The following is a 20433-nucleotide window of genomic DNA, read 5'->3' on the forward strand; positions in this document are numbered from 1 at the left end:
GCAAGTTCATGAATCCCCAGGAGCTTACATGAGTAAGTGACTGGGGTGAACGAACGCAGCCAACGAACCTGCGGCTTGAAGTATGAAGATTAAATTACATCATGCCGCCCATTCCACCCATACCGCCCATACCGGCAGCACCTAAGTCAGGCGCATCGCCTTTCGGCAGGTCGGTAACCATGCACTCGGTGGTGATCATCAGGCCCGCAACAGAAGCCGCGTACTGCAGAGCAGAACGGGTTACTTTGGTCGGGTCCAGGATACCCATGTCGATCATGTTGCCGTATTCTTCAGTTGCAGCGTTGTAACCGTAGTTACCGTCGCCCGCTTTCACGGTGTTAGCAACAACAGACGGCTCTTCACCGCAGTTCAGAACGATTTGACGCAGCGGAGATTCCATTGCGCGCAGCGCAACTTTGATACCCACATTCTGGTCTTCGTTCTGACCTTTCAGGCCAGCAATTTTGGATGCTACGCGGATCAGTGCTACACCACCGCCAGCAACCACGCCTTCTTCTACCGCAGCACGGGTCGCGTGCAGAGCATCTTCAACGCGAGCTTTCTTCTCTTTCATTTCAACTTCGGTTGCAGCACCGACTTTGATCACCGCAACACCGCCAGCCAGTTTCGCTACGCGCTCCTGCAGTTTTTCACGGTCGTAATCAGAAGTTGCTTCTTCGATCTGCTGACGAATCTGAGTCACACGCCCCTGGATTGCCGCTTCTTCACCCACGCCATCGATGATGGTGGTGGTGTCTTTGTTGATAACAACACGTTTCGCCTGACCCAGATCTTCCAGGGTCGCTTTTTCCAGCTCCATACCGATCTCTTCAGAGATGACGGTACCGCCAGTCAGGGTTGCGATATCCTGCAGCATTGCTTTGCGACGGTCGCCGAAGCCAGGTGCTTTAACTGCAGCCACTTTAACGATGCCACGCATAGTGTTAACAACCAGAGTCGCCAGCGCTTCGCCTTCAACATCTTCAGCGATGATCAGCAGCGGTTTACCTGCTTTAGCAACGGCTTCCAGAACCGGCAGCATTTCGCGGATGTTGGAGATTTTTTTGTCAGCCAGCAGGATGAACGGCGTTTCCAGTTCTACTGCGCCAGTTTCCGGCTTGTTGATGAAGTAAGGAGACAGGTAACCGCGGTCAAACTGCATACCTTCAACCACGTCCAGTTCGTCCTGCAGACCGGTACCGTCTTCAACGGTGATCACGCCTTCTTTACCGACTTTGTCCATCGCTTCAGCGATCAGTTTACCTACGGTTTCGTCAGAGTTAGCGGAGATGGTACCAACCTGAGCAATAGCTTTAGAGTCGGAGCATGGTACGGACAGTGCTTTCAGTTCTTCAACTGCAGCAGCGACAGCTTTGTCGATACCACGTTTCAGATCCATCGGGTTCATGCCCGCAGCAACGGCTTTCAGACCTTCAGTGATGATGGACTGAGCCAGTACGGTTGCGGTGGTGGTACCGTCGCCTGCAGCGTCGTTCGCTTTAGAGGCAACTTCTTTCACCATCTGCGCACCCATGTTTTCGAACTTGTCTTCCAGTTCGATTTCACGAGCTACGGAAACACCATCTTTAGTGATGGTCGGTGCACCGAAAGATTTATCCAGAACTACGTTACGGCCTTTTGGACCGAGGGTAACTTTCACTGCATCTGCCAGTACATTCACGCCGCGCAGCATTTTCACACGAGCGTCGTTACCGAATTTTACGTCTTTAGCTGCCATTTTCTCTTTCCCTTAAATTCGTATGTTCAGTGTCGTTCGCGGATTAGGCTTCAACGATTGCCAGGATGTCGCTTTCGGACATGATCAACACTTCTTCATTGTCGATCTTCTCAGATTTAACACCGTAGCCATCGTTGAAAATGACGATATCGCCGACTTTCACGTCCAGCGGCTGTACAGAACCGTTGTCCAGGATGCGACCCTTACCGACAGCGATGATTTCGCCACGAGTTGATTTACCTGCTGCGGAACCAGTCAGTACAATGCCACCAGCAGATTTGGATTCAACTTCTTTACGTTTGACGATCACACGATCATGTAACGGACGAATACTCATTGATAGCTCTCCTTTGAGAAAGTCTTTATCAGTTATGGGTGACGCCGGCCCGTAAACGGTATCCCGGCTAGTGACCAGAGAGATGGGGATGGGCTTTTGTGCCTTCAAGGGGGCAAGCGAAAAAAAAATTTTTATCAGCAGAAAATCCCGTCAAAACACCGACACACCTCACATTTCATAACGATTTCAGCTACGTCGTCATAAGCAAATCCTATTGTGATACCATCGAAAATCTGCGCTGTAGCCCGGTACATGGGCATAACCGGATAACAACTTATGAGCGGACTAAAACAAGAGCTGGGACTGGCTCAGGGCGTTGGCCTGTTGTCGACATCATTGTTAGGTACAGGCGTTTTCGCCGTCCCCGCACTGGCCGCGCTGGTTGCTGGCAACAACAGCCTGTGGGCATGGCCGGTGCTGATTGTTTTGGTCTTTCCCGTGGCGATTGTCTTCGCCGTACTGGGTCGTCATTTCCCCAGCGCAGGCGGCGTGGCGCATTTTGTCGGCATGGCCTTTGGCTCACGGCTTGAGCGCGTTACCGGATGGCTTTTTTTATCGGTAATTCCAGTGGGGTTACCTGCGGCATTGCACATCGCCGCCGGATTTGGCCAGGCGATGTTTGGCTGGCATGGTTGGCAGCTTCTGTTGGCAGAGCTTGGCACGCTGGTATTGGTCTGGTACATCGGCTCGCGGGGTGCCAGCTCCAGCGCAAACCTGCAAACGGTGATTGCCGGACTGATCGTCGCGCTGATTGTCGCCATCTGGTGGGCTGGCGAGCTGAAACCGAGTGAGATCCCCTTTCCTGCCATCGACAAGATTCAGCTTCCCGGGCTTTTTGCCGCGCTGTCGGTGATGTTCTGGTGCTTTGTTGGCCTTGAAGCATTCGCACACCTGGCCTCTGAATTCAAAAATCCGGAACGGGACTTCCCGCGCGCCCTGATGATTGGCCTGCTACTGGCCGGTTCCGTGTACTGGGCATGTACCGTCGTTGTGCTGCATTTTGATGCCTACGGTGAACAGATGGCGGCGGCGGCATCGCTGCCTGAAATCGTCGTCCAACTGTTTGGCGTTCAGGCCCTGTGGGTTGCCTGCATCATTGGTTATCTGGCCTGCTTTGCCAGCCTGAACATTTATATCCAAAGTTTCGCCCGTCTGGTGTGGTCGCAAGCACAATATAAACCGGAGAGCTATCTGGCTCGCCTGTCCCCTCGCCATCTTCCGGGTAATGCGCTAAATGCGGTATTGGGTTGCTGCGTCATCAGTACCTTGTGCATCTATATGCTGCAAATCAATCTCGACGCGTTAATCGTCTACGCTAACGGCATCTTTATTATGATTTATCTGCTGTGCATGCTGGCGGGGTGTCGATTGCTAAAAGGGCACTATCGCGTACTGGCGATAGTTGGGGGGCTACTGTGCCTACTGCTGCTGGCGATGGTCGGCTGGAAGAGTCTGTATGCGTTGATTATGCTGGCGGGGTTATGGCTATTTTTACCGAGCCGGAAAATGGCGGAGGCCAAATAATCAGTAAAAAGACCCGGTGTCACGAACGCTTACCGGGCCTACTGGGTCAGTCACGGCGATCGTCATCTTTATGATCAAGACGGTTACGATCGTCATCTTTGCGCTGAAATTCACCGTCAAAGGTATCACCACCGCCAGTTCCGGCACTAAATCCACCACCTGGCATACGCGAAAAACGCAAATGTGGCAGCAACTTCATGGTCAAATGTTTCTGCACCGGGGGTAATAAAAGAAGAAGACCGAGGAAATCGGTGAAGAAACCAGGCAACACCAACAGCAAGCCGGCGATAATCAGCGACACGCTCTTGATCATTTCTGCAGCCGGACTTTCACCTGCTGCCATTTTCTGTTGCATCAGTAAAAAGTTCTTAAATCCTTGGTTACGAACCAGAGACATACCGATAACCGAGGTAAAAATAACCAAAATCAGGGTCATCAGGACACCCAGCACATGGGCAACCTGGATAAAAATAGATATCTCTATGTAAACATAGAGAAAAATGGCAAGTAATGGTATCCAGCGCAAAGGGCTCTCCTGTTGAAAACAGTCGTTTTCATCAACAACTGTTCGAAAATTGTGTGACTTGCATCACTCGAATATTGTGGTGATTAGCAAAATTTCAAGCTACTTGTACACTAATATTTGGTGTTAATCCTAAAGGGGTGATCTATTTCACAGAATAATAAATAAGGGGTAAATTCCACGTTTTAAGTGATCCAGATTACGGTAGAAATCCTGAACCAGCATATGATCTCGGGTATCAGACCGATGCAGGGGATAATCGTCGGTCGAGAAACAATCGAAATCACATATATCCTGTGTGTTTAGTCAAATCATTGGCAGCTTGAAAAAGAAGGTTCACATGTTAAACAACATTCGTATCGAAGAAGACTTGTTGGGTACCAGGGAAGTTCCAGCGGACGCTTACTATGGTGTTCACACTCTGAGAGCGATTGAAAACTTCTACATTAGCAACAACAAAATCAGTGACATTCCTGAATTTGTTCGCGGCATGGTAATGGTTAAAAAGGCAGCGGCACTGGCCAACAAAGAGCTGCAAACTATTCCTAAGAGCGTGGCAAATGCCATCATCGCGGCGTGTGATGAAGTCCTGAATAACGGAAAATGCATGGATCAGTTCCCGGTAGATGTTTACCAGGGTGGTGCGGGTACCTCCGTCAACATGAACACCAACGAAGTGCTGGCCAATATCGGTCTGGAACTGATGGGTCACCAGAAAGGTGAATATCAGTACCTGAACCCGAACGACCACGTCAACAAATGTCAGTCTACCAACGACGCTTACCCGACCGGTTTCCGTATCGCTGTTTACGCATCCATCATCAAACTGATTGATGCTCTGAACCAGCTGCGTGAAGGCTTCGAGCAAAAAGCTGTTGAATTCCAGGACATCCTGAAAATGGGTCGTACCCAGCTGCAGGATGCTGTACCGATGACCCTCGGTCAGGAATTCCGTGCTTTCAGCGTACTGTTGAAAGAAGAAGTGAAAAACATTGGCCGTACCGCTGAGCTGCTGCTGGAAGTTAACCTCGGCGCAACTGCAATCGGTACGGGTCTGAACACACCGAAAGAGTACTCTCCGCTGGCAGTGCAAAAACTGGCTGAAGTAACCGGTTTCGCCTGCGTTCCGGCAGAAGACCTGATTGAAGCCACCTCCGACTGCGGCGCATACGTTATGGTGCACGGTGCACTGAAACGTCTGGCTGTGAAAATGTCCAAAATCTGTAACGACCTGCGCTTGCTCTCCTCTGGCCCACGTGCCGGCCTGAATGAGATCAACCTGCCGGAACTGCAGGCGGGCTCTTCCATCATGCCAGCAAAAGTGAACCCGGTTGTTCCAGAAGTTGTAAACCAGGTGTGCTTTAAAGTCATCGGTAACGACGTCACTGTTACCATGGCATCTGAAGCAGGTCAGCTGCAGCTGAACGTAATGGAACCGGTTATCGGCCAGGCAATGTTCGAATCTATCCACATTCTGAGCAACGCTTGCTACAACCTGCTGGAAAAATGCGTTAGCGGCATCACTGCTAACAAAGAAGTGTGTGAAGCATTCGTTTATAACTCCATCGGTATCGTCACCTACCTCAACCCGTTCATCGGTCACCACAACGGCGACATCGTCGGTAAAATTTGTGCCGAAACCGGTAAGAGCGTGCGTGAAGTTGTCCTGGAGCGCGGTCTGTTGACCGAGGCAGAACTGGACGATATCTTCTCTGCACAGAACCTGATGCACCCGGCTTATAAAGCAAAACGTTATACTGATGAAAGCGAACAGTAATCGTGTAGGGTAGTACCAGAGAGGGCACGTCATGATGACGTGCCTTTTTTCTTGCACTAAGTTACTTAAAAACAACAATTTAATATCAACTTGTTAAACAACAAGGAAGGCTAATATGATAGTTTTAGAACTTATCATCGTTTTGCTGGCAATCTTTTTGGGTGCCAGACTTGGGGGTATCGGTATTGGATTTGCAGGTGGGCTGGGTGTTCTGGTTCTCGCCGCTATTGGCGTAAAACCGGGTAATATTCCGTTCGATGTTATTTCCATTATCATGGCGGTTATTGCTGCTATCTCTGCCATGCAGATTGCAGGTGGTCTGGACTATCTGGTCCATCAAACTGAAAAACTGCTGCGTAAGAACCCAAAATACATCACGATCCTTGCACCGATCGTGACCTATTTCCTGACTATCTTCGCGGGTACCGGCAACATCTCTCTGGCAACGCTGCCAGTTATCGCTGAAGTCGCGAAGGAGCAAGGGATCAAACCTTGCCGTCCGCTCTCTACTGCTGTGGTTTCTGCACAGATTGCGATTACCGCATCACCTATCTCTGCGGCCGTGGTTTACATGTCTTCCGTAATGGAAGGTCATGGTATCAGCTACATTCACCTGCTGTCCGTGGTCATTCCGTCCACCCTGTTGGCTGTGCTGGTGATGTCCTTCCTGGTCACCATGCTGTTCAACTCCAAACTGTCTGACGATCCGATTTATCGCAAGCGTCTGGAAGAAGGTTTGGTTGAGCTGCGCGGTGAAAGACAAGTTGAAATCAAAGCCGGTGCGAAAACCTCCGTATGGTTGTTCCTGCTGGGCGTAGTTTGTGTCGTCGTTTACGCCATCGTCAACAGCCCAAGCCTTGGTCTGGTTGCTAAGCCGCTGATGAACACCACCAACGCTATTCTGATCATCATGCTGAGCATCGCGACGCTGACTACTATCATCTGCCGCGTTGAAACTGACTCCATCCTGAACTCCAGCACCTTCAAAGCAGGTATGAGCGCCTGTATTTGTATCCTGGGTGTTGCATGGCTGGGTGATACCTTCGTATCTCACAACATTGACTGGATCAAAGATACTGCAGGTAGCGTAATTCAGGGCCATCCGTGGCTGCTGGCCGTCATCTTCTTCTTTGCTTCTGCTCTGCTGTATTCTCAGGCTGCAACGGCTAAAGCACTGATGCCGATGGCTCTGGCACTGAACGTTTCTCCACTGACCGCTGTAGCGTCTTTCGCTGCGGTTTCTGGTCTGTTCATTCTGCCTACCTACCCAACTCTGGTTGCGGCGGTTCAGATGGATGACACCGGTACTACCCGTATCGGTAAGTTCGTCTTTAACCATCCGTTCTTCATCCCTGGTACTCTGGGTGTGGTTCTGGCTGTCTGCTTCGGCTTCTTGCTGGGTAGCTTCATGCTGTAAGTTTTACCTGCGGGGTGCTTAGGCATCCCGCAGTTCCTCCCCGCCTCGCTTTAACTAACATCCTTCCCTCGTCCGTTGTATAGTTACCGTTCTCTTGCTGGTTACTCTGTTCTTTCGAGGTGTTTATGCTTGATGTTAAGAGTCAGGATATTTCCATCCCCGATACCGTTGTGGTGCTCTGTACCGCCCCGGATGAAGCAACAGCCCAGGATCTGGCAGCCAAAGTACTGGCAGAAAAACTGGCCGCCTGCGTGACTCTCCTGCCCGGAGCAACGTCTCTCTATTATTGGGAGGGTAAACTGGAGCAGGAATATGAAGTCCAGATGATTTTAAAAACCACCGTCACGCACCAGCAAGCGCTTCTCGATTGCCTGAAGTCTCATCATCCGTATCAAACCCCTGAACTTCTGGTTTTACCCGTCACTCACGGAGACTTTGATTACCGCTCATGGCTCAACGCATCCTTACGCTGATCCTGCTGCTATGCAGCACATCCACTTTTGCCGGATTATTTGATTCGCCTGGCCGCTCGCAGTTTGTTCCTGCCGACCGGGCATTTATTTTTGATTTTCAGCAAAACCAACATGACCTGAACCTCTCATGGCAGGTAAAAGACGGCTACTACCTGTACCGCAAACAGATAAGCATTACGCCGTCTCAGGCTGATATTGCCGAGGTAAAGCTACCGCCAGGCGTCTGGCATGAAGATGAGTTTTACGGCAAAAGTGAAATTTACCGTAAGCAGTTGAACGTTCCGGTAACCATCAATCAGGCCGCATCTGGTGCAACGCTGACCGTCACTTACCAGGGCTGTGCCGATGCCGGATTTTGCTATCCGCCGGAAACCAAAACCGTTCCACTCAGTGAAGTCATGGCGCGTACAGATGCAACGCCAGCACCAACGCCAGTTACAGTCGCGCCGGAAGAACAATCTCAACCTGCCGGCCAGCTCCCCTTTTCCGCACTGTGGGCATTGCTGATCGGAATTGGCATTGCCTTTACCCCTTGTGTACTGCCGATGTATCCACTGATTTCCGGGATCGTCCTCGGTGGTAAACAGCGCTTATCAACCGGGCGGGCACTGCTGCTGACCTTTATCTACGTGCAGGGAATGGCGCTCACCTACACTGCTCTGGGTCTGGTCGTTGCGGCTGCCGGGCTACAGTTCCAGGCCGCGCTACAGCATCCCTATGTACTGATTGGGCTTGCCATTGTCTTTACGCTGCTGGCCTTGTCGATGTTCGGCTTGTTCACATTACAGCTCCCTTCCTCGCTGCAAACGCGTCTGACATTGATGAGTAACCGCCAGCAGGGCGGTTCTCCGGGCAGCGTCTTTACAATGGGGGCGATTGCAGGCCTCATCTGTTCCCCTTGCACCACGGCACCACTGAGCGCGATTTTGCTGTATATCGCTCAGAGCGGGAATATGTGGCTGGGAGGCGGTACGCTGTATCTGTACGCGCTGGGGATGGGATTACCCCTGATGCTGATTACCGTATTTGGTAACCGCCTGCTACCGAAAAGTGGCCCATGGATGGAACACGTCAAGACCGCTTTTGGTTTCGTCATCCTTGCGCTTCCCGTCTTTTTACTTGAGCGGATTATCGGTGATGAGTGGGGCGTTCGCCTGTGGTCATTGCTTGGCGTGGCATTCTTTGCCTGGTCGTTCATCACCAGTCTGCAGGCAAAACAAGGCTGGATGCGTATCGTGCAGATTGTCCTGTTAGCTGCGGCGCTAGTAAGCGCACGACCATTACAGGATTGGGCGTTCGGCGCGCCACATGCTCAAACCCAGGCACACCTTAACTTCACGCCGGTGGCATCGGTAGATGCGTTAAATCAAGCACTGGCGCAAGCTAAAGGCAGGCCAGTCATGCTGGATCTGTATGCCGACTGGTGTGTAGCCTGTAAGGAATTTGAAAAGTACACGTTCAGTAATCCGCAGGTTCAGCAAGCGCTAGGCAACACGGTGCTATTGCAGGCGGATGTGACAGCAAACAATGCCCAGGATGTCGCTCTCCTGAAACATCTACAGGTTTTAGGTTTGCCGACTATCTTGTTCTTTGATGCCGAGGGTAAAGAGCATCCGCAAGCGCGGGTAACGGGCTTTATGGATGCAGCGACCTTTAGTGCGCATTTGCGCGATCGCCAACCGTGAGCGACACTTGCAAAAGGAAATACGGAGGAGAATACCGTGCAACGTGAAGATGTCCTGGGAGAAGCCCTGAAATTACTTGAGGTTCAAGGGATAGCCAATACCACACTGGAAATGGTGGCAGAGCATGTCAATTATCCACTTGATGAACTGCAACGCTTCTGGCCTGATAAAGAGGCCATTCTGTACGATGCCTTGCGTTACCTCAGCCAACGGGTGGATATCTGGCGGCGTCAGCTTTTGCTCGATGACACCCTGAGCGCTGAGCAGAAACTACTGGCACGCTATAACGCGCTGTCAGAATGCGTGAGTAATAATCGCTATCCCGGTTGCCTGTTCATCGCTGCCTGCACGTTTTACCCCGATCCAGGCCATCCTGTCCATCAGTTGGCCGATCAGCAGAAAAAGGCAGCACATGACTTCACACATGAGCTGCTGACGACGCTGGAAGTTGATGACCCGGCAATGGTCGCCAAACAGATGGAACTGGTGCTGGAGGGCTGCCTGAGTCGCATGCTGGTTAATCGCAGCCATGCTGATGTAGAAACAGCACATCGTCTGGCCGAAGATATCCTGCGTTTTGCTCAGTGTCGTATGGGCGGGGCGCTGACCTAAACGAGCATTCCTTTCCTGCCACGGCTAAAACCGCACCATCTTCACGGTGGTGCGAAATACCCTGTTATTCACTCTGTCTTGCCATGCACCCACGCAGCTGGAATCAGCAGAAACCACCGTACTTAGCACGCAACTTCATGTCACCATGGTTGCGCCTCCTTCCACCTGGATTACCAGGGAAATTTGTGCAAACTTCAGGCAAAAACGCACAGATTGCCGTAATATTAAGCGTTTGAGCAGCTTTTCCGGAAATTTGATTGACTGGCATGCGTGAATACGGTTTAATGCGCCCCGTTGCCCGGATAGCTCAGTCGGTAGAGCAGGGGATTGAAAATCCCCGTGTCCTTGGTTCGATTCCGAGTCCGGGCACCACTATTCATAAGGCCTCGCTGAAAAGTGGGGCTTTTTCCTTTTCTCGCTACGGTAGATTTCTGGTCGTTGCAACACGTTATTTGTTTGCTGGATTTCTCGCCATTTTCGCAGATGTTCGTTACTTTTAGACACCTCAACATTCTCTGATGTACCTTTTCCTAACCTCACTGCTACGGTCTTTCTACGGTCCTCTACGGTTCCTTTCTCTCAAATCATTCATTATGAATAAGAAAGCACGGGGAAAACGGGGGAATTATCATTTCGCCTTAATCCGCTGGTCTTAACGTGATTTTGTCGCGGGGAATAAGGTGGGGAAATCCCCAATAGCAAGCGGGGAAACTTGGCAATATATACCCTCCACCAATCACATGGGGATCTTCACCAGTCAGTCCACCTGCAACAGCTCTTCTTTCCTTTTCATTTCTTACCGTTACCAGAATCCCCCGTCCTCCACGCCATCATAAAATGGTTTATCCGTAGTACTACTTGAGCTAAACGTATTGGACTGTTAAAGCTGAGTGTCCGCTGGGAGGGATATGCGGGCATTACTAGCAGCACTCTGTGTGAAACAACGGGGAGCAGTCACCGCTTCCCAACCCGTTATTTCATCGTGCCAAACTGTTTGTTCTTCAGTGCATATAGTCGGTCGAACTCAGCATAGGGCTCTCCCGTTTCAGCTGCGTGCCGGGTTTTAGCGTCCAGAAGGTCGGGCAAAGGGATTCCATGACTCAGTGAGTGGTAAAGATCATAACCACTGACACAGATAACACGCTTCCCTTTACCAAAAGCCGTCAGACCTTCAGGCGTAAACCCCATCCAGCTGATAAAAACGCCGCGTGTCCAGGTTGCCTTGGTACTGAGCTTTCCTTCAAATACATGGAGATCGGCAGCCGACGTTCTTTTCTGATGCCACTTTGCCTCCATCAGGTAAAATTCATCATTCAGTCGGAAACTTCCGTCAATCTGTTCGCCTGTGTTTCGGAAAGACGAACGGGGAGCGAGCTTAAAGATACTGAACAGTTCAGCAAGCCAGGCTTCAAACCGAAAACCACGTGGATGTGGCGGCAGAGATTTCATCTCGTTCATTTCAGCGATAAGTGAAGGCCAGTCAACACCATGCCATGCCTGAACAGGCTTTACGCCTTTGGCTTCATCGGTGCCAGCGTTTTCTAAGCGGGAAATCAGTGCAAGATAGTCATTACGGCTTTGTTCAGCCTGTTCAGGCATGGATTCCGTTTTATACTGCCAGAGAGCGCCAAGAACCCGCAGAGCGGTCTCACGATCAGCCTGTTTCAGGCATCTAACTCGTTTGGCCTTTGACGTCCCCTCTTCCTGATAACGTTCATCATCAATATCAATGTTTAGTTCTTCATCAAAAAAAGCAGACAAGGTGCGGTTAGAGAAATCAAGTATCCAGCCAGGAGCGCTCTCAAACACGAGATTAAACAGCCTCAAATCCTGCATTTTCAGTTTCACGCCTACCTCCTTTTTTTCACAGTATAACGGGATGAAAGTGAAGGAGGAAATGAGTCAGCACCTGTACACCAGCATTAGCGTGTCCCGCTGTTGGCAGAACGCGGCCAAACTAACTGAGCAGAAGGTCCGCTGTGAGCAAGAAGCGGAAGTTAGGGATCCATGTTTACATCGATGTGTTCTGAATCATATGGAACAGATCACCTGACGTTCTTGTTTTTCGGTTAGTGTGATTTATTTCTCTAAATATTCAATACGATAGCTGTATGCAAATCTATAAATAGCAATTGGTTTAATTTATGTTGTATTTCAGTTTGTAGAATAGAGACTAACCAAATACATAAGGATTGTTCTTTACATGAAAACATTAGTAATTGCCACCACCATTTTAATTGGTACTTTTCTAAGCGGTTGCTCTGTGCAAAATGATAAAACACAGTTTCAAGGCCTGGGTCTGACATATCAGTCCGATGTCAAAAAACTGAATAATGGGAACTACCTCACTGAGGTAGAAGCTGCTCCTGCTGCAGGTCGTATACGAGGCGCTATTGGCACTGCAACAAAAAAGGCTTCTGATTTCTGTAGGGTACAAAATAAATCTATGAAAGAAGTCAGAACTGATATTGATACACACTTACTTGTTAATGGCGTTGCTCGCCTGACGTTTAAATGCGTTTAAATATTCCTACGGTTTATGATTTTTCATAAAACTAAGGTGGCTGTTGTGAAATATGTTCTCTCTGCGCATATTCTTACGGCCACTAGGTGATAATATAGTTATCCCCTAAAAACGTCCCTTTCCCTGTTGGAGATATTCCGATATTCACCTATTTATACCAATACCTCCATTCTTCATTAAGGGCTAAGGAGCGGTTTGCTTGAGCTAGTAGTAACGTCCGTTCCTGGCACATAGCCGCCCCACATACAGGCAACGCTACTGGTCCTTATGGCATGTAATTATACCCGACTGAAACACATATTATTTCTGTGAACTCTTCCCCAACGGCAATCTTTCCCCTTAAGACCAGAATCAGACCGTAAAGCCTGTTCTTTCTGCATTTCCCGTCTTAATTCATACCATGTGGCACCAGCATTCCCTTAGCCACACCAGAAAATCAACTCAACCATAAAAAGCGCCGTGCCGGGGATGGGTCAACCCTGACGTTCTTTCCACCAGTCAAAGGAGGTAATATGTCCAGTCCAAAACGCTTCCGTTTTACCAACCAGCTCATCAAATCCCTGCCCCCAAACTCATCAGATTCACGCAGCACCGATGCCGAATACAGCGACACCGAGATTTCCGGCCTGAAATGTCTGGTCAGCAAAGGAGTGGGGTGCAAAAAGTTTCTCCTCCGCTATCTCTACCACGGAAGAAAACGCGCCATTGCCATTGGTCACTGGCCTGAAGTGGACGTTAGTCTTGCCCGTAAGATAGCCATGGAACATAAACGCTCACTTGCCACCGGAACTGACCCTAAGCAGGAACGCGAAAACAAGAGACAAGAGATGACATTTGATGAACTCTTTAACCAGCATTATCTGGTTTGGGCAAAGTCTGCTAAACGTAGCTGGGGTAAGGATTTCCAGCGCTACCGGGATCATATCCGTCCCGCCATTGGTCAGATGCTGCTTAGCGATATCACGCCTGCCAGCATTCTCCGCCTCCAGCAGACGTTAAGCACTTCATTATCAGCAGCAACCTGTAATCGTGTCATCGTACTGATTAAAGCGGTGTTTACCTGGGCCGGAAGGCAAAGCATCACCTCTGTCCATCCGGCAAGAGTGGTACAGCTTCTCAGGGAGAACAACGCCCGACAGCGCTATTTCACCGAGGACGAAATTCGTCGTATTTTTCTCTCCGCCGATAACGATACCAGCCCCGTAGCTGCCCGCTATGTCAAACTGCTGTTACTGACCGGCCTTCGTCGTGATGAACTGCGTCTGGCTAAGTGGGAGCATGTTGACCCGGTTAAACGCACCCTATGGCTTCCTGAAACCAAGAATGGCTATGGACGGATTGTTCATCTTAATTCACTGGCGATGGACGTAATCAGAACGCTGCCAACGCAGCGGGGAAATCCGTGGTTGTTTATTGGTAAAAAACAGGGAATGCCGCTGAGTAACCCGGTTAAAGCCTTTCAGCGTATCGTGCGTCGGGCGGGAATTTTCGACAAGGAAGTGTGTATTCATACCTGCCGCCATTCGGTTGCCGCCCTCATCGTGTCCTACGGCGGAACACTGTATGACGTTCAGGCTCAACTGGGGCACCGCAGCAGTCAGTCTTCACAACGGTATGCGCATCTTCATCCTCAGCGCTTACAGAACACCAGTCAGTTACTGGCGGAAAGGATAACGGCTCAGTTACCTTCCTTGCGATAACAAAAAAAGCAGAGGCAAATGCCCCTGCTTTTTTTACTGTTCAGCTATCAGTCAGAACGGGATATGCTCATAATCGGTCTCATCCTCATTACTTCTGGCAAGATATCGGGCTTTATTGCGAGCCTGATCGATTGATAGTGTTGGAAATTCGCCAAGATAATCATAACGAACGTTACCTTTGAAAATATAACTGGTGAAGAAACGAATGTTTTCATTCCGGTTAATCATTGCTTTTAATTCAGGATACTTACCGTCGGTCACTTCCCTACAGATACCATAAAAATTGCATTTAGCCTGCGTCATGATAAGACCATAAGGCGTAAGTGGTGGGCGAAAAGTTTCACAGCCTGTAATAGCACCAGGAAAAGTGTGATTTTCATCTAATTCGCAGAATTCAGTCATGGGGTTCCCCTTCTGTTAATTTACTCAGAATAATAAGTTTAAATATAAGTTAGTTAACTACATTCAGATAATGCTCTAAGCACAATTCAAATCAGCACTGATAAACCCTCGCTTAATGTGGTAGTAACACCTGTCCATACCAGTAAGAGGACGCTTTTTGTAATGCCCTTTACTTTCTGCCCGCAGCAGTTTTCGACGTACCAGTTCCTTAGCGACGTCACTGGCGCTTAAGGAATGTTTCTGACACCACTCTTCAAATACAGGTGCGAAGACTAAAAAATCTTCACTAGCATGATGAATATACCCCCAGTGATTTGCGGGTTTACGGTTGTCCGGTTCTTTAAGACCGATAAAATGCGCACCTTCTCGCTTTACAAGGTCACGCTGAATATCAATAAGAGCCAGCAATACGGGGTTATACTGGTTAGGTTTATCATCAAGCCAGCGTCGAGCGGCACTCATTACCGCATCTGCAATAACATCCTCATCAAAGGGAAGAATATTCCATTCAGTTGCGAGAATCCCAGCGCACCAGCACAGAGCAAAACGTTCTAATGCACGCTTCTGAATATTACTGAGAGAATAGCCTTCTTTCTGCAACTCACCGATCAGAATGCCATAGCAATCTTTTGATGCACCCTGGATGAATTTACACATCTCCTGATAAGATAAGGCCTCATCATTTTCACCCTTCAACGTTAGAAGGCAGGCAATAAATTCCTTACCCGCAGTGCCGTAAGTCTCACACAACCCATGTTTCAGTCTCTCAGCTCGATTACGTACGTCTTCAGAGGTCTCACCGTCTTTACGGGCATCTTCGGAGCGGATGTTAAGACTGATGGCACGATGCTCCTGCCCTCCCTGAATTTGCTCTTTCTGCGTGGCAAGCTTCTCAGGGATAGACATTTCCCCTGACGAAAGAATAAACATTTTCCAGGTAAAGGCCTCATCTATCTCCAGATGCTGATTCATTCTATCCTTACCCTTCGAAGCAGTAATATTGTACAGCAAGGAAGCAAAGTCCTTCTGTTTGTAAGCACCCAACTCATCAATACAGGCTAATATCCCTGAATACCGACTCAGGTTTTTCTCAAGCGCATTCGCTGTAGTATTCCAGCGTAAAATGTTCACATCTGGCGCACTGCCGGGTTCTCCACCATGGCCGTGAACTGACATGGGAAGCTGAAGAAGAATTGTTTTTCCGGTCGTTGACCCCCCGTAAAAATGAAACAATGCGACATCCATTTTGCACAACGACAGCAGCATCGAAGCAAAAGCTGTGGATAATGCAAAGACCTGAGGCCAGCCATGAACCAGCTCAGCTACCATCGTTTTCCAGTCATCCAGCGTTCCCGACTCGACAAGCCCTCGTGGAACACGGGAAGCCGGAATCAAATAGTCAAATTCCAAAAGGTGCTGCGCGATAGGTATACTGCCGTGAAGAAATGCTTTGTTGCCAGGCACAAAACCCATCGAATCTGCGACAAGATAAGTAGGCAATTCCAGCGATTTCTTCATACACACCTGTAAGAATTGCACCAGAAGCTCTTTAGACTTTATCGTCAGGGAGATACCAAAACCTTTGCCCGCCAGAGAAGCCATGACGTGATCAGGTTTTACCATTGCATCACTTAATGAGACATCAGCACAGGCGAACTCTCCAGCATGGTTGATAGTCATCAACTCGACGCCCATATTGCGCGTTTTACAATCAGAATAATGCCTGTAGACAGGGAGAATGGGGGTCGAGCTTAACTGGTACCATTTTTTTCCTTCATAATAGAAAAGCCCTTTTGCAGTATTGACAAAGCCTTCAGGCAGACCATCACGGCATCCGCACTTAGAAATGTCATCGAGATCGATGTCGATTGCAGCAGCCTTGTTCAGGTTTTTTCTTACCACCTTCATATGAAGAGCACGACGAGCCAGAAATGCATTTAATTTCCTGCAGGCAAAACGAGCGGGGGTCGTTGTAGTCAAGGGGGATGGTGTTGATTTATTATTCATTTACAGGTTCCTTTTGAATGTGAACCACAGGCAGTAAAGCGCAGAACTCACTTGCCTGAGGGGGAATTCTGTTTAGGCCGGAAAAACATTCATCGCCCGGTTAACAGCTTCGTGGTAACGCGCCGGGGAAGCGTGCAAGTAAAGCTCCGTCACTTTGATAGTGCTGTGGCCCAGTAAGTCTTTGACGGTGTGAATGTCGGCCCCGCTCTCAATGAGTTTTGTCGCAAAGGTATGGCGCATCTCATGGATGGTGAACGGTGGAATACCCGCAGCCTCACAAAGCCGTTTTTGCAGGCGACGCGGCTCAGAAACCGGATTGTCGGTCCCCTTGCCCGGAAATACCCAGCCTTCATCACCCAGATGCTGACGCTGTTCTGTCAGAAGAACGAAAGCCTTATCACATACCGGTAAACGGCGGAGTTTGCCGTTTTTGGTATGGCGAAGGGTGATAACCTTGCGGCTCCAGTCCACATCTTCAAGACGAAGGTGACGGGTTTCCCCCAGACGCAGCCCCGTCAGGGCAAGGAACATGAGCAGAGCAAGGGCTTCATGATCGGGTTTACCATTACGCCAGCACTCACAGACTTCCATCCAGCGCTGAAGCTGGGAGTCATCCATGGCGCGGCGATCTGACGTCACTTCAGGCAGCGCTTTGATATAAAGCGCCGGAGAGCGGCTGGTGTATCCCATGCGTATAGCCCAGGTAAAGACCGCTTTAATGAGCGCCAGGTGGCGGTTGCGTGTGGCAGGCTTAAGATCGAGATCGTGCAGATAGCTCAGAACATCTGCCTCCGTCATACCTGCCAGCTTTTTGTCACCGAGAAGAGGGCGCAGGTATTTACGGATCTTAGAAAGGTCGGTGTTAGCTGAACGCTTAACGCCCGTGTTAAGTACGCATTTCACATACTGTTCCACAAGTTCATTAAACGTTATTTTGCTGTGCGTAAGAAAACGCTCACCATAAGTCTCAACGGAAGCCTTAAGCTCCTGAATTATTTTAAAGGCATGTTCCCTTGCGTTATTAATGGAAAATTCAGGGTAACTTCCTACTGCAACGTAAACATTCTTTCCGCGAATACTTTTGCGGACAATAAACTTAATGCGTCCGGATGAGTGGAATATAGCCTTAAGCCCGGTACATTTTGTATCGCTGGCTTCGATAGTCCGGCCAGTTTGTACTGCACGGATTTTATATTCATCAAGAAAGGCTTTAGTAAAAACACCTCCAGTATTTTTAGGTGCAACCTCTGAATATTCTATAGCATTAGATACTCCATGGTCGGAATATCCATGAATCTCCGCATCTACATTGAAGGAATTTTTATGAGCAGCAGCGATGCTCTTTTCATCCAGCGCTTGCGTTATTTTATTTAAAGGGTAATTAACATCCATAATATGTACATGGTCCTCTGAAAATTCAGATGATAATGAGTAAGTTAATATGTCGGCCAACAATGGGATAAGCTTATTTATTCGTGACATCACTTTCAAGCCCATGAAAAATCAGCTCTTACATGCCCATTGACATTTAATACTCAAGTCAGAAAGACCATGATGATTCATCAGGAGTACTCCTGCCCAGGGAAAAGGGAAAATAGCGTTAAACCATATAAAAAAATTGTGTTCCGGATGCGTCGCCCAAAGTAAGTCAACTTTTGAGGCTCTGAAATAAGAAAATGGTGATACACCTCACCGATTTTCGCCTGAAAAACGACCTCATAAGGTATTTAAAATTAATACTTTTTAAATCAATAGATTAAAGTAATGGTTTTGACAATATGCAGCCCAACTTAAGGTTGAATCAACCTTTCCACAATCAAAACCACACTCTATTCATTTTTTATTATTGTGACACTCGTCACATTTCACGCCTGCGGGTGCTTTGATTTTGTACATTCACAAAGCTCACCCACACCAACGACTATGACCGTAAAAAACCTCTTTTTATGCACATATTATTTCCATGTAAATCAATTCATTATGGAGATAATCATGTTTAAAATCACGACCCCCACCAGTCTTCCCCTTCTCAACCTGCCCGCCTCCGCACTGGCGTCCCTCAGCAATGAAATCCTTGGCCCCGTCGATGATATCAACCTCTTTACCGCCTTCTGGAACGAAACGGAAACCCTGCTCTGGCATCTCAACCATGATGACACGCTGCCCGAAGACCCGCTGCTGGCAGTTGCACTGGCTAACCCGGAATACGTCACCGCACTTGATGATGGCTGGTATCTGCTTCTCGGTATCGTCTGTGATAACGGACAGGGTATCTATCTGATGTTCCCGGACACAACCGTTATCACTCAACTCCAGAACCTGATTGAGGCGCTGAACCATGAGTAAGAAAAAAATCGCTACCGAAGCCGCCGCCACCGAAAGCTATACCGTGTTCTACAGTGGGGACGCCGAGAAAATCAGTCCCCACAGTAAGGGTCTGCTGACGTATGAGCTGGGTAAAGAGGGTGAAACCGGAAGCCTTGCCCTGCGCTTAACCGCCAATGGCGAAGGGGGGCTGTTCTCCCGTGAATGGATAGCGCTTGATGCGATTCACGCCATTCTTGAACAACAGCAGGACAGTTTCCCGTCGCGTGTGTTTCGCCCACTATTTGGTCAGGGCAGCACCAACAACACCGGGTTTCTTGCCGCTGTACTGAGAAGCCCGGATATTTGTCTTATCGAGGCGGACAGCAGCAGGCTCTTTATGCACCGCTGTTATGCCGACTGGCAGCATCGTATGACGCAGCTTACCGCGCTCAGTCAGGACTAACCCCCCGCTTTTTCTGTGTTCCATACCCCTTAAAAAGGAAATTCACTATGTCATCACCCGCTATATTGCAGGGAGGCTATGTGCTGCCGCTCTCCCGGTCGTTCACCCAAATGCTTCTGGATATCGTCGCGCAGAAACCGCCTCATCGTCACCCCATCACCGGATTAACCATTAACTTTCGTGACCCTGAATACTCACCGGAAACGGGTGGCTGGCATCCGGTCGAAATACGCCTCATCCCTGCCGGAGAAAACTGGCAGTTCGATTACGTCACCGATTTTCACTATGCAGGACATCCGTGGCCTGAGCTTGAAAAAGATGTCGATGTGAGCTGGACGCATCAGTACACCTGGCTTTCCCGCTGTGGCGATATCTCTCATATCGACGCCCGTGAGTTCTGGTCGCTATGGGAAAGTAACTTTATGGCTTACCACGAGATGGGGGTTTTCACGGTCCGTATTTTGTGGGAAAGCTGAGTATTCACTACGTTTCCCCCGCATCCCCCCTCTCCCCCGTAGTAAGGAACTGAATGTTATGTACCGGCTTCTACTGCTTAACTTCGTGGATTCATTTATCGATAACTGCATTCTCTCCTGCGTCGATGAACCGGCTTACGGCGGTATCGTGCAGTGCGAACTGCTTTTTGGCCTTGCCGCACACAGCGGTATCTATGTGGGTAACGGCGATATTGTTCATCTTGATGGAGATGGAACCGTTATCAAAAGTAAGGCAAAAGGGTTTCTTGACCGGCTCGATGGCTGGAACTCCGCTATCTCGGTGTATACCGACTGTATGGATTTGACGCCACAGGGCTGTGCGCGGGCCGCTGAACGGGCAAAGGCGGCAGTGGGTCAGCACTATCCTTACAGCCTGCTCGACTTTAACTGCCACCGGTTTACTGCCCGCTGCGTTACCGGCGATTCGTGCCCTGATATCTGGCTTGC

Annotated in this window: 19 protein-coding genes and 1 tRNA gene; 13 read left to right on the forward strand and 7 right to left on the reverse strand. The window is 49.2% G+C overall.

Translation table 11 applies throughout. From position 1 onward, the window contains the following. Positions 1-94: 94 nt before the first annotated feature. Together groL and RYZ59_RS15235 are read right to left on the reverse strand one after the other, a co-directional pair. Positions 95-1738, reverse strand: coding sequence for a chaperonin GroEL (gene groL / locus RYZ59_RS15230; protein WP_137384020.1), 1644 nt, complete (start codon positions 1736-1738; stop codon positions 95-97). Between the two features lie 43 nt (positions 1739-1781). Next, a complete protein-coding gene (locus tag RYZ59_RS15235; protein WP_005120976.1) occupies positions 1782-2075 on the reverse strand; it encodes a co-chaperone GroES in 294 nt (97 codons plus the stop codon). Between the two features lie 276 nt (positions 2076-2351). On the opposite strand from RYZ59_RS15235, the gene yjeH reads away from it, so the two are divergent. Beyond that, on the forward strand, positions 2352-3599 hold the full coding sequence (yjeH, locus tag RYZ59_RS15240) for an L-methionine/branched-chain amino acid transporter (protein ID WP_318049185.1): 1248 nt from the start codon (positions 2352-2354) through the stop codon (positions 3597-3599). Positions 3600-3645: 46 nt separating this feature from the next. On the opposite strand, the gene RYZ59_RS15245 is transcribed toward yjeH, so the two are convergent. Then, on the reverse strand, positions 3646-4125 hold the full coding sequence (locus tag RYZ59_RS15245) for an FxsA family protein (protein ID WP_005120978.1): 480 nt from the start codon (positions 4123-4125) through the stop codon (positions 3646-3648). A 337-nt stretch (positions 4126-4462) separates the two neighbouring features. Between RYZ59_RS15245 and aspA the strand changes: the two genes are divergently transcribed. The 6 genes from aspA (at position 4463) to RYZ59_RS15275 (ending at position 10458) form a co-directional block, all read left to right on the forward strand. After that, a complete protein-coding gene (aspA, locus tag RYZ59_RS15250) occupies positions 4463-5899 on the forward strand; it encodes an aspartate ammonia-lyase (RefSeq protein ID WP_048212919.1) in 1437 nt (478 codons plus the stop codon). 115 nt (positions 5900-6014) lie between these two features. Beyond that, positions 6015-7316, forward strand: coding sequence for an anaerobic C4-dicarboxylate transporter DcuA (gene dcuA / locus RYZ59_RS15255; protein WP_181509695.1), 1302 nt, complete (start codon positions 6015-6017; stop codon positions 7314-7316). A 125-nt stretch (positions 7317-7441) separates the two neighbouring features. Continuing rightward, positions 7442-7789 (forward strand): divalent cation tolerance protein CutA, encoded by a 348-nt coding sequence (cutA, locus tag RYZ59_RS15260; RefSeq protein WP_003025447.1) that lies wholly within the window; start codon positions 7442-7444, stop codon positions 7787-7789. Beyond that, on the forward strand, positions 7765-9474 hold the full coding sequence (locus RYZ59_RS15265) for a protein-disulfide reductase DsbD (protein WP_318049188.1): 1710 nt from the start codon (positions 7765-7767) through the stop codon (positions 9472-9474). The genes cutA and RYZ59_RS15265 overlap by 25 nt, the downstream gene beginning before the upstream one ends. A 36-nt stretch (positions 9475-9510) precedes the next feature. Continuing rightward, the gene (locus tag RYZ59_RS15270; RefSeq protein WP_101743244.1) at positions 9511-10086 is read left to right on the forward strand and encodes a transcriptional regulator; all 576 of its coding nucleotides are present in this window, start codon (positions 9511-9513) and stop codon (positions 10084-10086) included. Between the two features lie 296 nt (positions 10087-10382). Then, a tRNA-Phe gene (locus RYZ59_RS15275) sits at positions 10383-10458 on the forward strand. Between the two features lie 600 nt (positions 10459-11058). Here the strand turns inward: RYZ59_RS15275 and RYZ59_RS15280 are convergent. Next, complete coding sequence (locus RYZ59_RS15280) at positions 11059-11934, reverse strand: restriction endonuclease (RefSeq protein ID WP_318049190.1); 876 nt, start codon at positions 11932-11934, stop codon at positions 11059-11061. A gap of 355 nt (positions 11935-12289) precedes the next feature. Between RYZ59_RS15280 and RYZ59_RS15285 the strand changes: the two genes are divergently transcribed. Both RYZ59_RS15285 and RYZ59_RS15290 read left to right on the forward strand, forming a co-directional pair. After that, positions 12290-12610, forward strand: coding sequence for a hypothetical protein (locus RYZ59_RS15285; protein WP_318049191.1), 321 nt, complete (start codon positions 12290-12292; stop codon positions 12608-12610). Between the two features lie 512 nt (positions 12611-13122). Beyond that, positions 13123-14310, forward strand: coding sequence for a site-specific integrase (locus RYZ59_RS15290; protein WP_318049192.1), 1188 nt, complete (start codon positions 13123-13125; stop codon positions 14308-14310). A gap of 51 nt (positions 14311-14361) precedes the next feature. Here RYZ59_RS15290 and RYZ59_RS15295 read toward each other — a convergent pair whose 3' ends face one another. From RYZ59_RS15295 to RYZ59_RS15305, 3 genes are all read right to left on the reverse strand, one after another. After that, the gene (locus tag RYZ59_RS15295; protein WP_020838595.1) at positions 14362-14712 is read right to left on the reverse strand and encodes a DUF4102 domain-containing protein; all 351 of its coding nucleotides are present in this window, start codon (positions 14710-14712) and stop codon (positions 14362-14364) included. Positions 14713-14787: 75 nt separating this feature from the next. Further along, positions 14788-16719, reverse strand: a complete 1932-nt coding sequence (locus tag RYZ59_RS15300; RefSeq protein ID WP_075208969.1) for a DUF927 domain-containing protein — start codon at positions 16717-16719, stop codon at positions 14788-14790. Positions 16720-16791: 72 nt separating this feature from the next. Next, positions 16792-18111: a tyrosine-type recombinase/integrase gene (locus RYZ59_RS15305; protein ID WP_318049193.1), complete on the reverse strand. Its 1320-nt coding sequence runs from the start codon at positions 18109-18111 to the stop codon at positions 16792-16794. Positions 18112-18711: 600 nt separating this feature from the next. Between RYZ59_RS15305 and RYZ59_RS15310 the strand changes: the two genes are divergently transcribed. The 4 genes from RYZ59_RS15310 to RYZ59_RS15325 form a co-directional block, all read left to right on the forward strand. After that, entirely contained in the window at positions 18712-19065 is a 354-nt protein-coding gene (locus RYZ59_RS15310; protein WP_318049195.1) for a hypothetical protein, read from the forward strand. Next, positions 19058-19489, forward strand: coding sequence for a hypothetical protein (locus RYZ59_RS15315; protein ID WP_308837101.1), 432 nt, complete (start codon positions 19058-19060; stop codon positions 19487-19489). Before RYZ59_RS15310 ends, RYZ59_RS15315 begins: the two co-directional genes overlap by 8 nt. Positions 19490-19536: 47 nt before the next feature. After that, the gene (locus RYZ59_RS15320; RefSeq protein WP_308837100.1) at positions 19537-19965 is read left to right on the forward strand and encodes a DUF2787 family protein; all 429 of its coding nucleotides are present in this window, start codon (positions 19537-19539) and stop codon (positions 19963-19965) included. Positions 19966-20023: 58 nt separating this feature from the next. After that, a partial coding sequence (locus RYZ59_RS15325) for a lecithin retinol acyltransferase family protein (protein WP_318049199.1) occupies positions 20024-20433 on the forward strand: 410 nt, incomplete at its 3' end.

The sequence above is a fragment of the Citrobacter sp. HN-141 genome (assembly GCF_033341895.1).
Taxonomy (GTDB): Bacteria; Pseudomonadota; Gammaproteobacteria; order Enterobacterales; family Enterobacteriaceae; genus Citrobacter.

Bases quoted from the DNA above. Each gene is read 5' to 3' on its own strand.
- RYZ59_RS15310 (WP_318049195.1), top strand. From the start codon at position 18,712: ATGTTTAAAATCACGACCCCCACCAGTCTTCCCCTTCTCAACCTGCCC.
- aspA (WP_048212919.1), top strand. From the start codon at position 4,463: ATGTTAAACAACATTCGTATCGAAGAAGACTTGTTGGGTACCAGGGAA.
- RYZ59_RS15295 (WP_020838595.1), bottom strand. From the start codon at position 14,712: ATGACTGAATTCTGCGAATTAGATGAAAATCACACTTTTCCTGGTGCT.
- RYZ59_RS15315 (WP_308837101.1), top strand. From the start codon at position 19,058: ATGAGTAAGAAAAAAATCGCTACCGAAGCCGCCGCCACCGAAAGCTAT.
- yjeH (WP_318049185.1), top strand. From the start codon at position 2,352: ATGAGCGGACTAAAACAAGAGCTGGGACTGGCTCAGGGCGTTGGCCTG.
- groL (WP_137384020.1), bottom strand. From the start codon at position 1,738: ATGGCAGCTAAAGACGTAAAATTCGGTAACGACGCTCGTGTGAAAATG.
- dcuA (WP_181509695.1), top strand. From the start codon at position 6,015: ATGATAGTTTTAGAACTTATCATCGTTTTGCTGGCAATCTTTTTGGGT.
- RYZ59_RS15285 (WP_318049191.1), top strand. From the start codon at position 12,290: ATGAAAACATTAGTAATTGCCACCACCATTTTAATTGGTACTTTTCTA.
- RYZ59_RS15305 (WP_318049193.1), bottom strand. From the start codon at position 18,111: ATGGATGTTAATTACCCTTTAAATAAAATAACGCAAGCGCTGGATGAA.
- RYZ59_RS15320 (WP_308837100.1), top strand. From the start codon at position 19,537: ATGTCATCACCCGCTATATTGCAGGGAGGCTATGTGCTGCCGCTCTCC.
- RYZ59_RS15235 (WP_005120976.1), bottom strand. From the start codon at position 2,075: ATGAGTATTCGTCCGTTACATGATCGTGTGATCGTCAAACGTAAAGAA.
- RYZ59_RS15290 (WP_318049192.1), top strand. From the start codon at position 13,123: ATGTCCAGTCCAAAACGCTTCCGTTTTACCAACCAGCTCATCAAATCC.
- RYZ59_RS15265 (WP_318049188.1), top strand. From the start codon at position 7,765: ATGGCTCAACGCATCCTTACGCTGATCCTGCTGCTATGCAGCACATCC.
- cutA (WP_003025447.1), top strand. From the start codon at position 7,442: ATGCTTGATGTTAAGAGTCAGGATATTTCCATCCCCGATACCGTTGTG.
- RYZ59_RS15300 (WP_075208969.1), bottom strand. From the start codon at position 16,719: ATGAATAATAAATCAACACCATCCCCCTTGACTACAACGACCCCCGCT.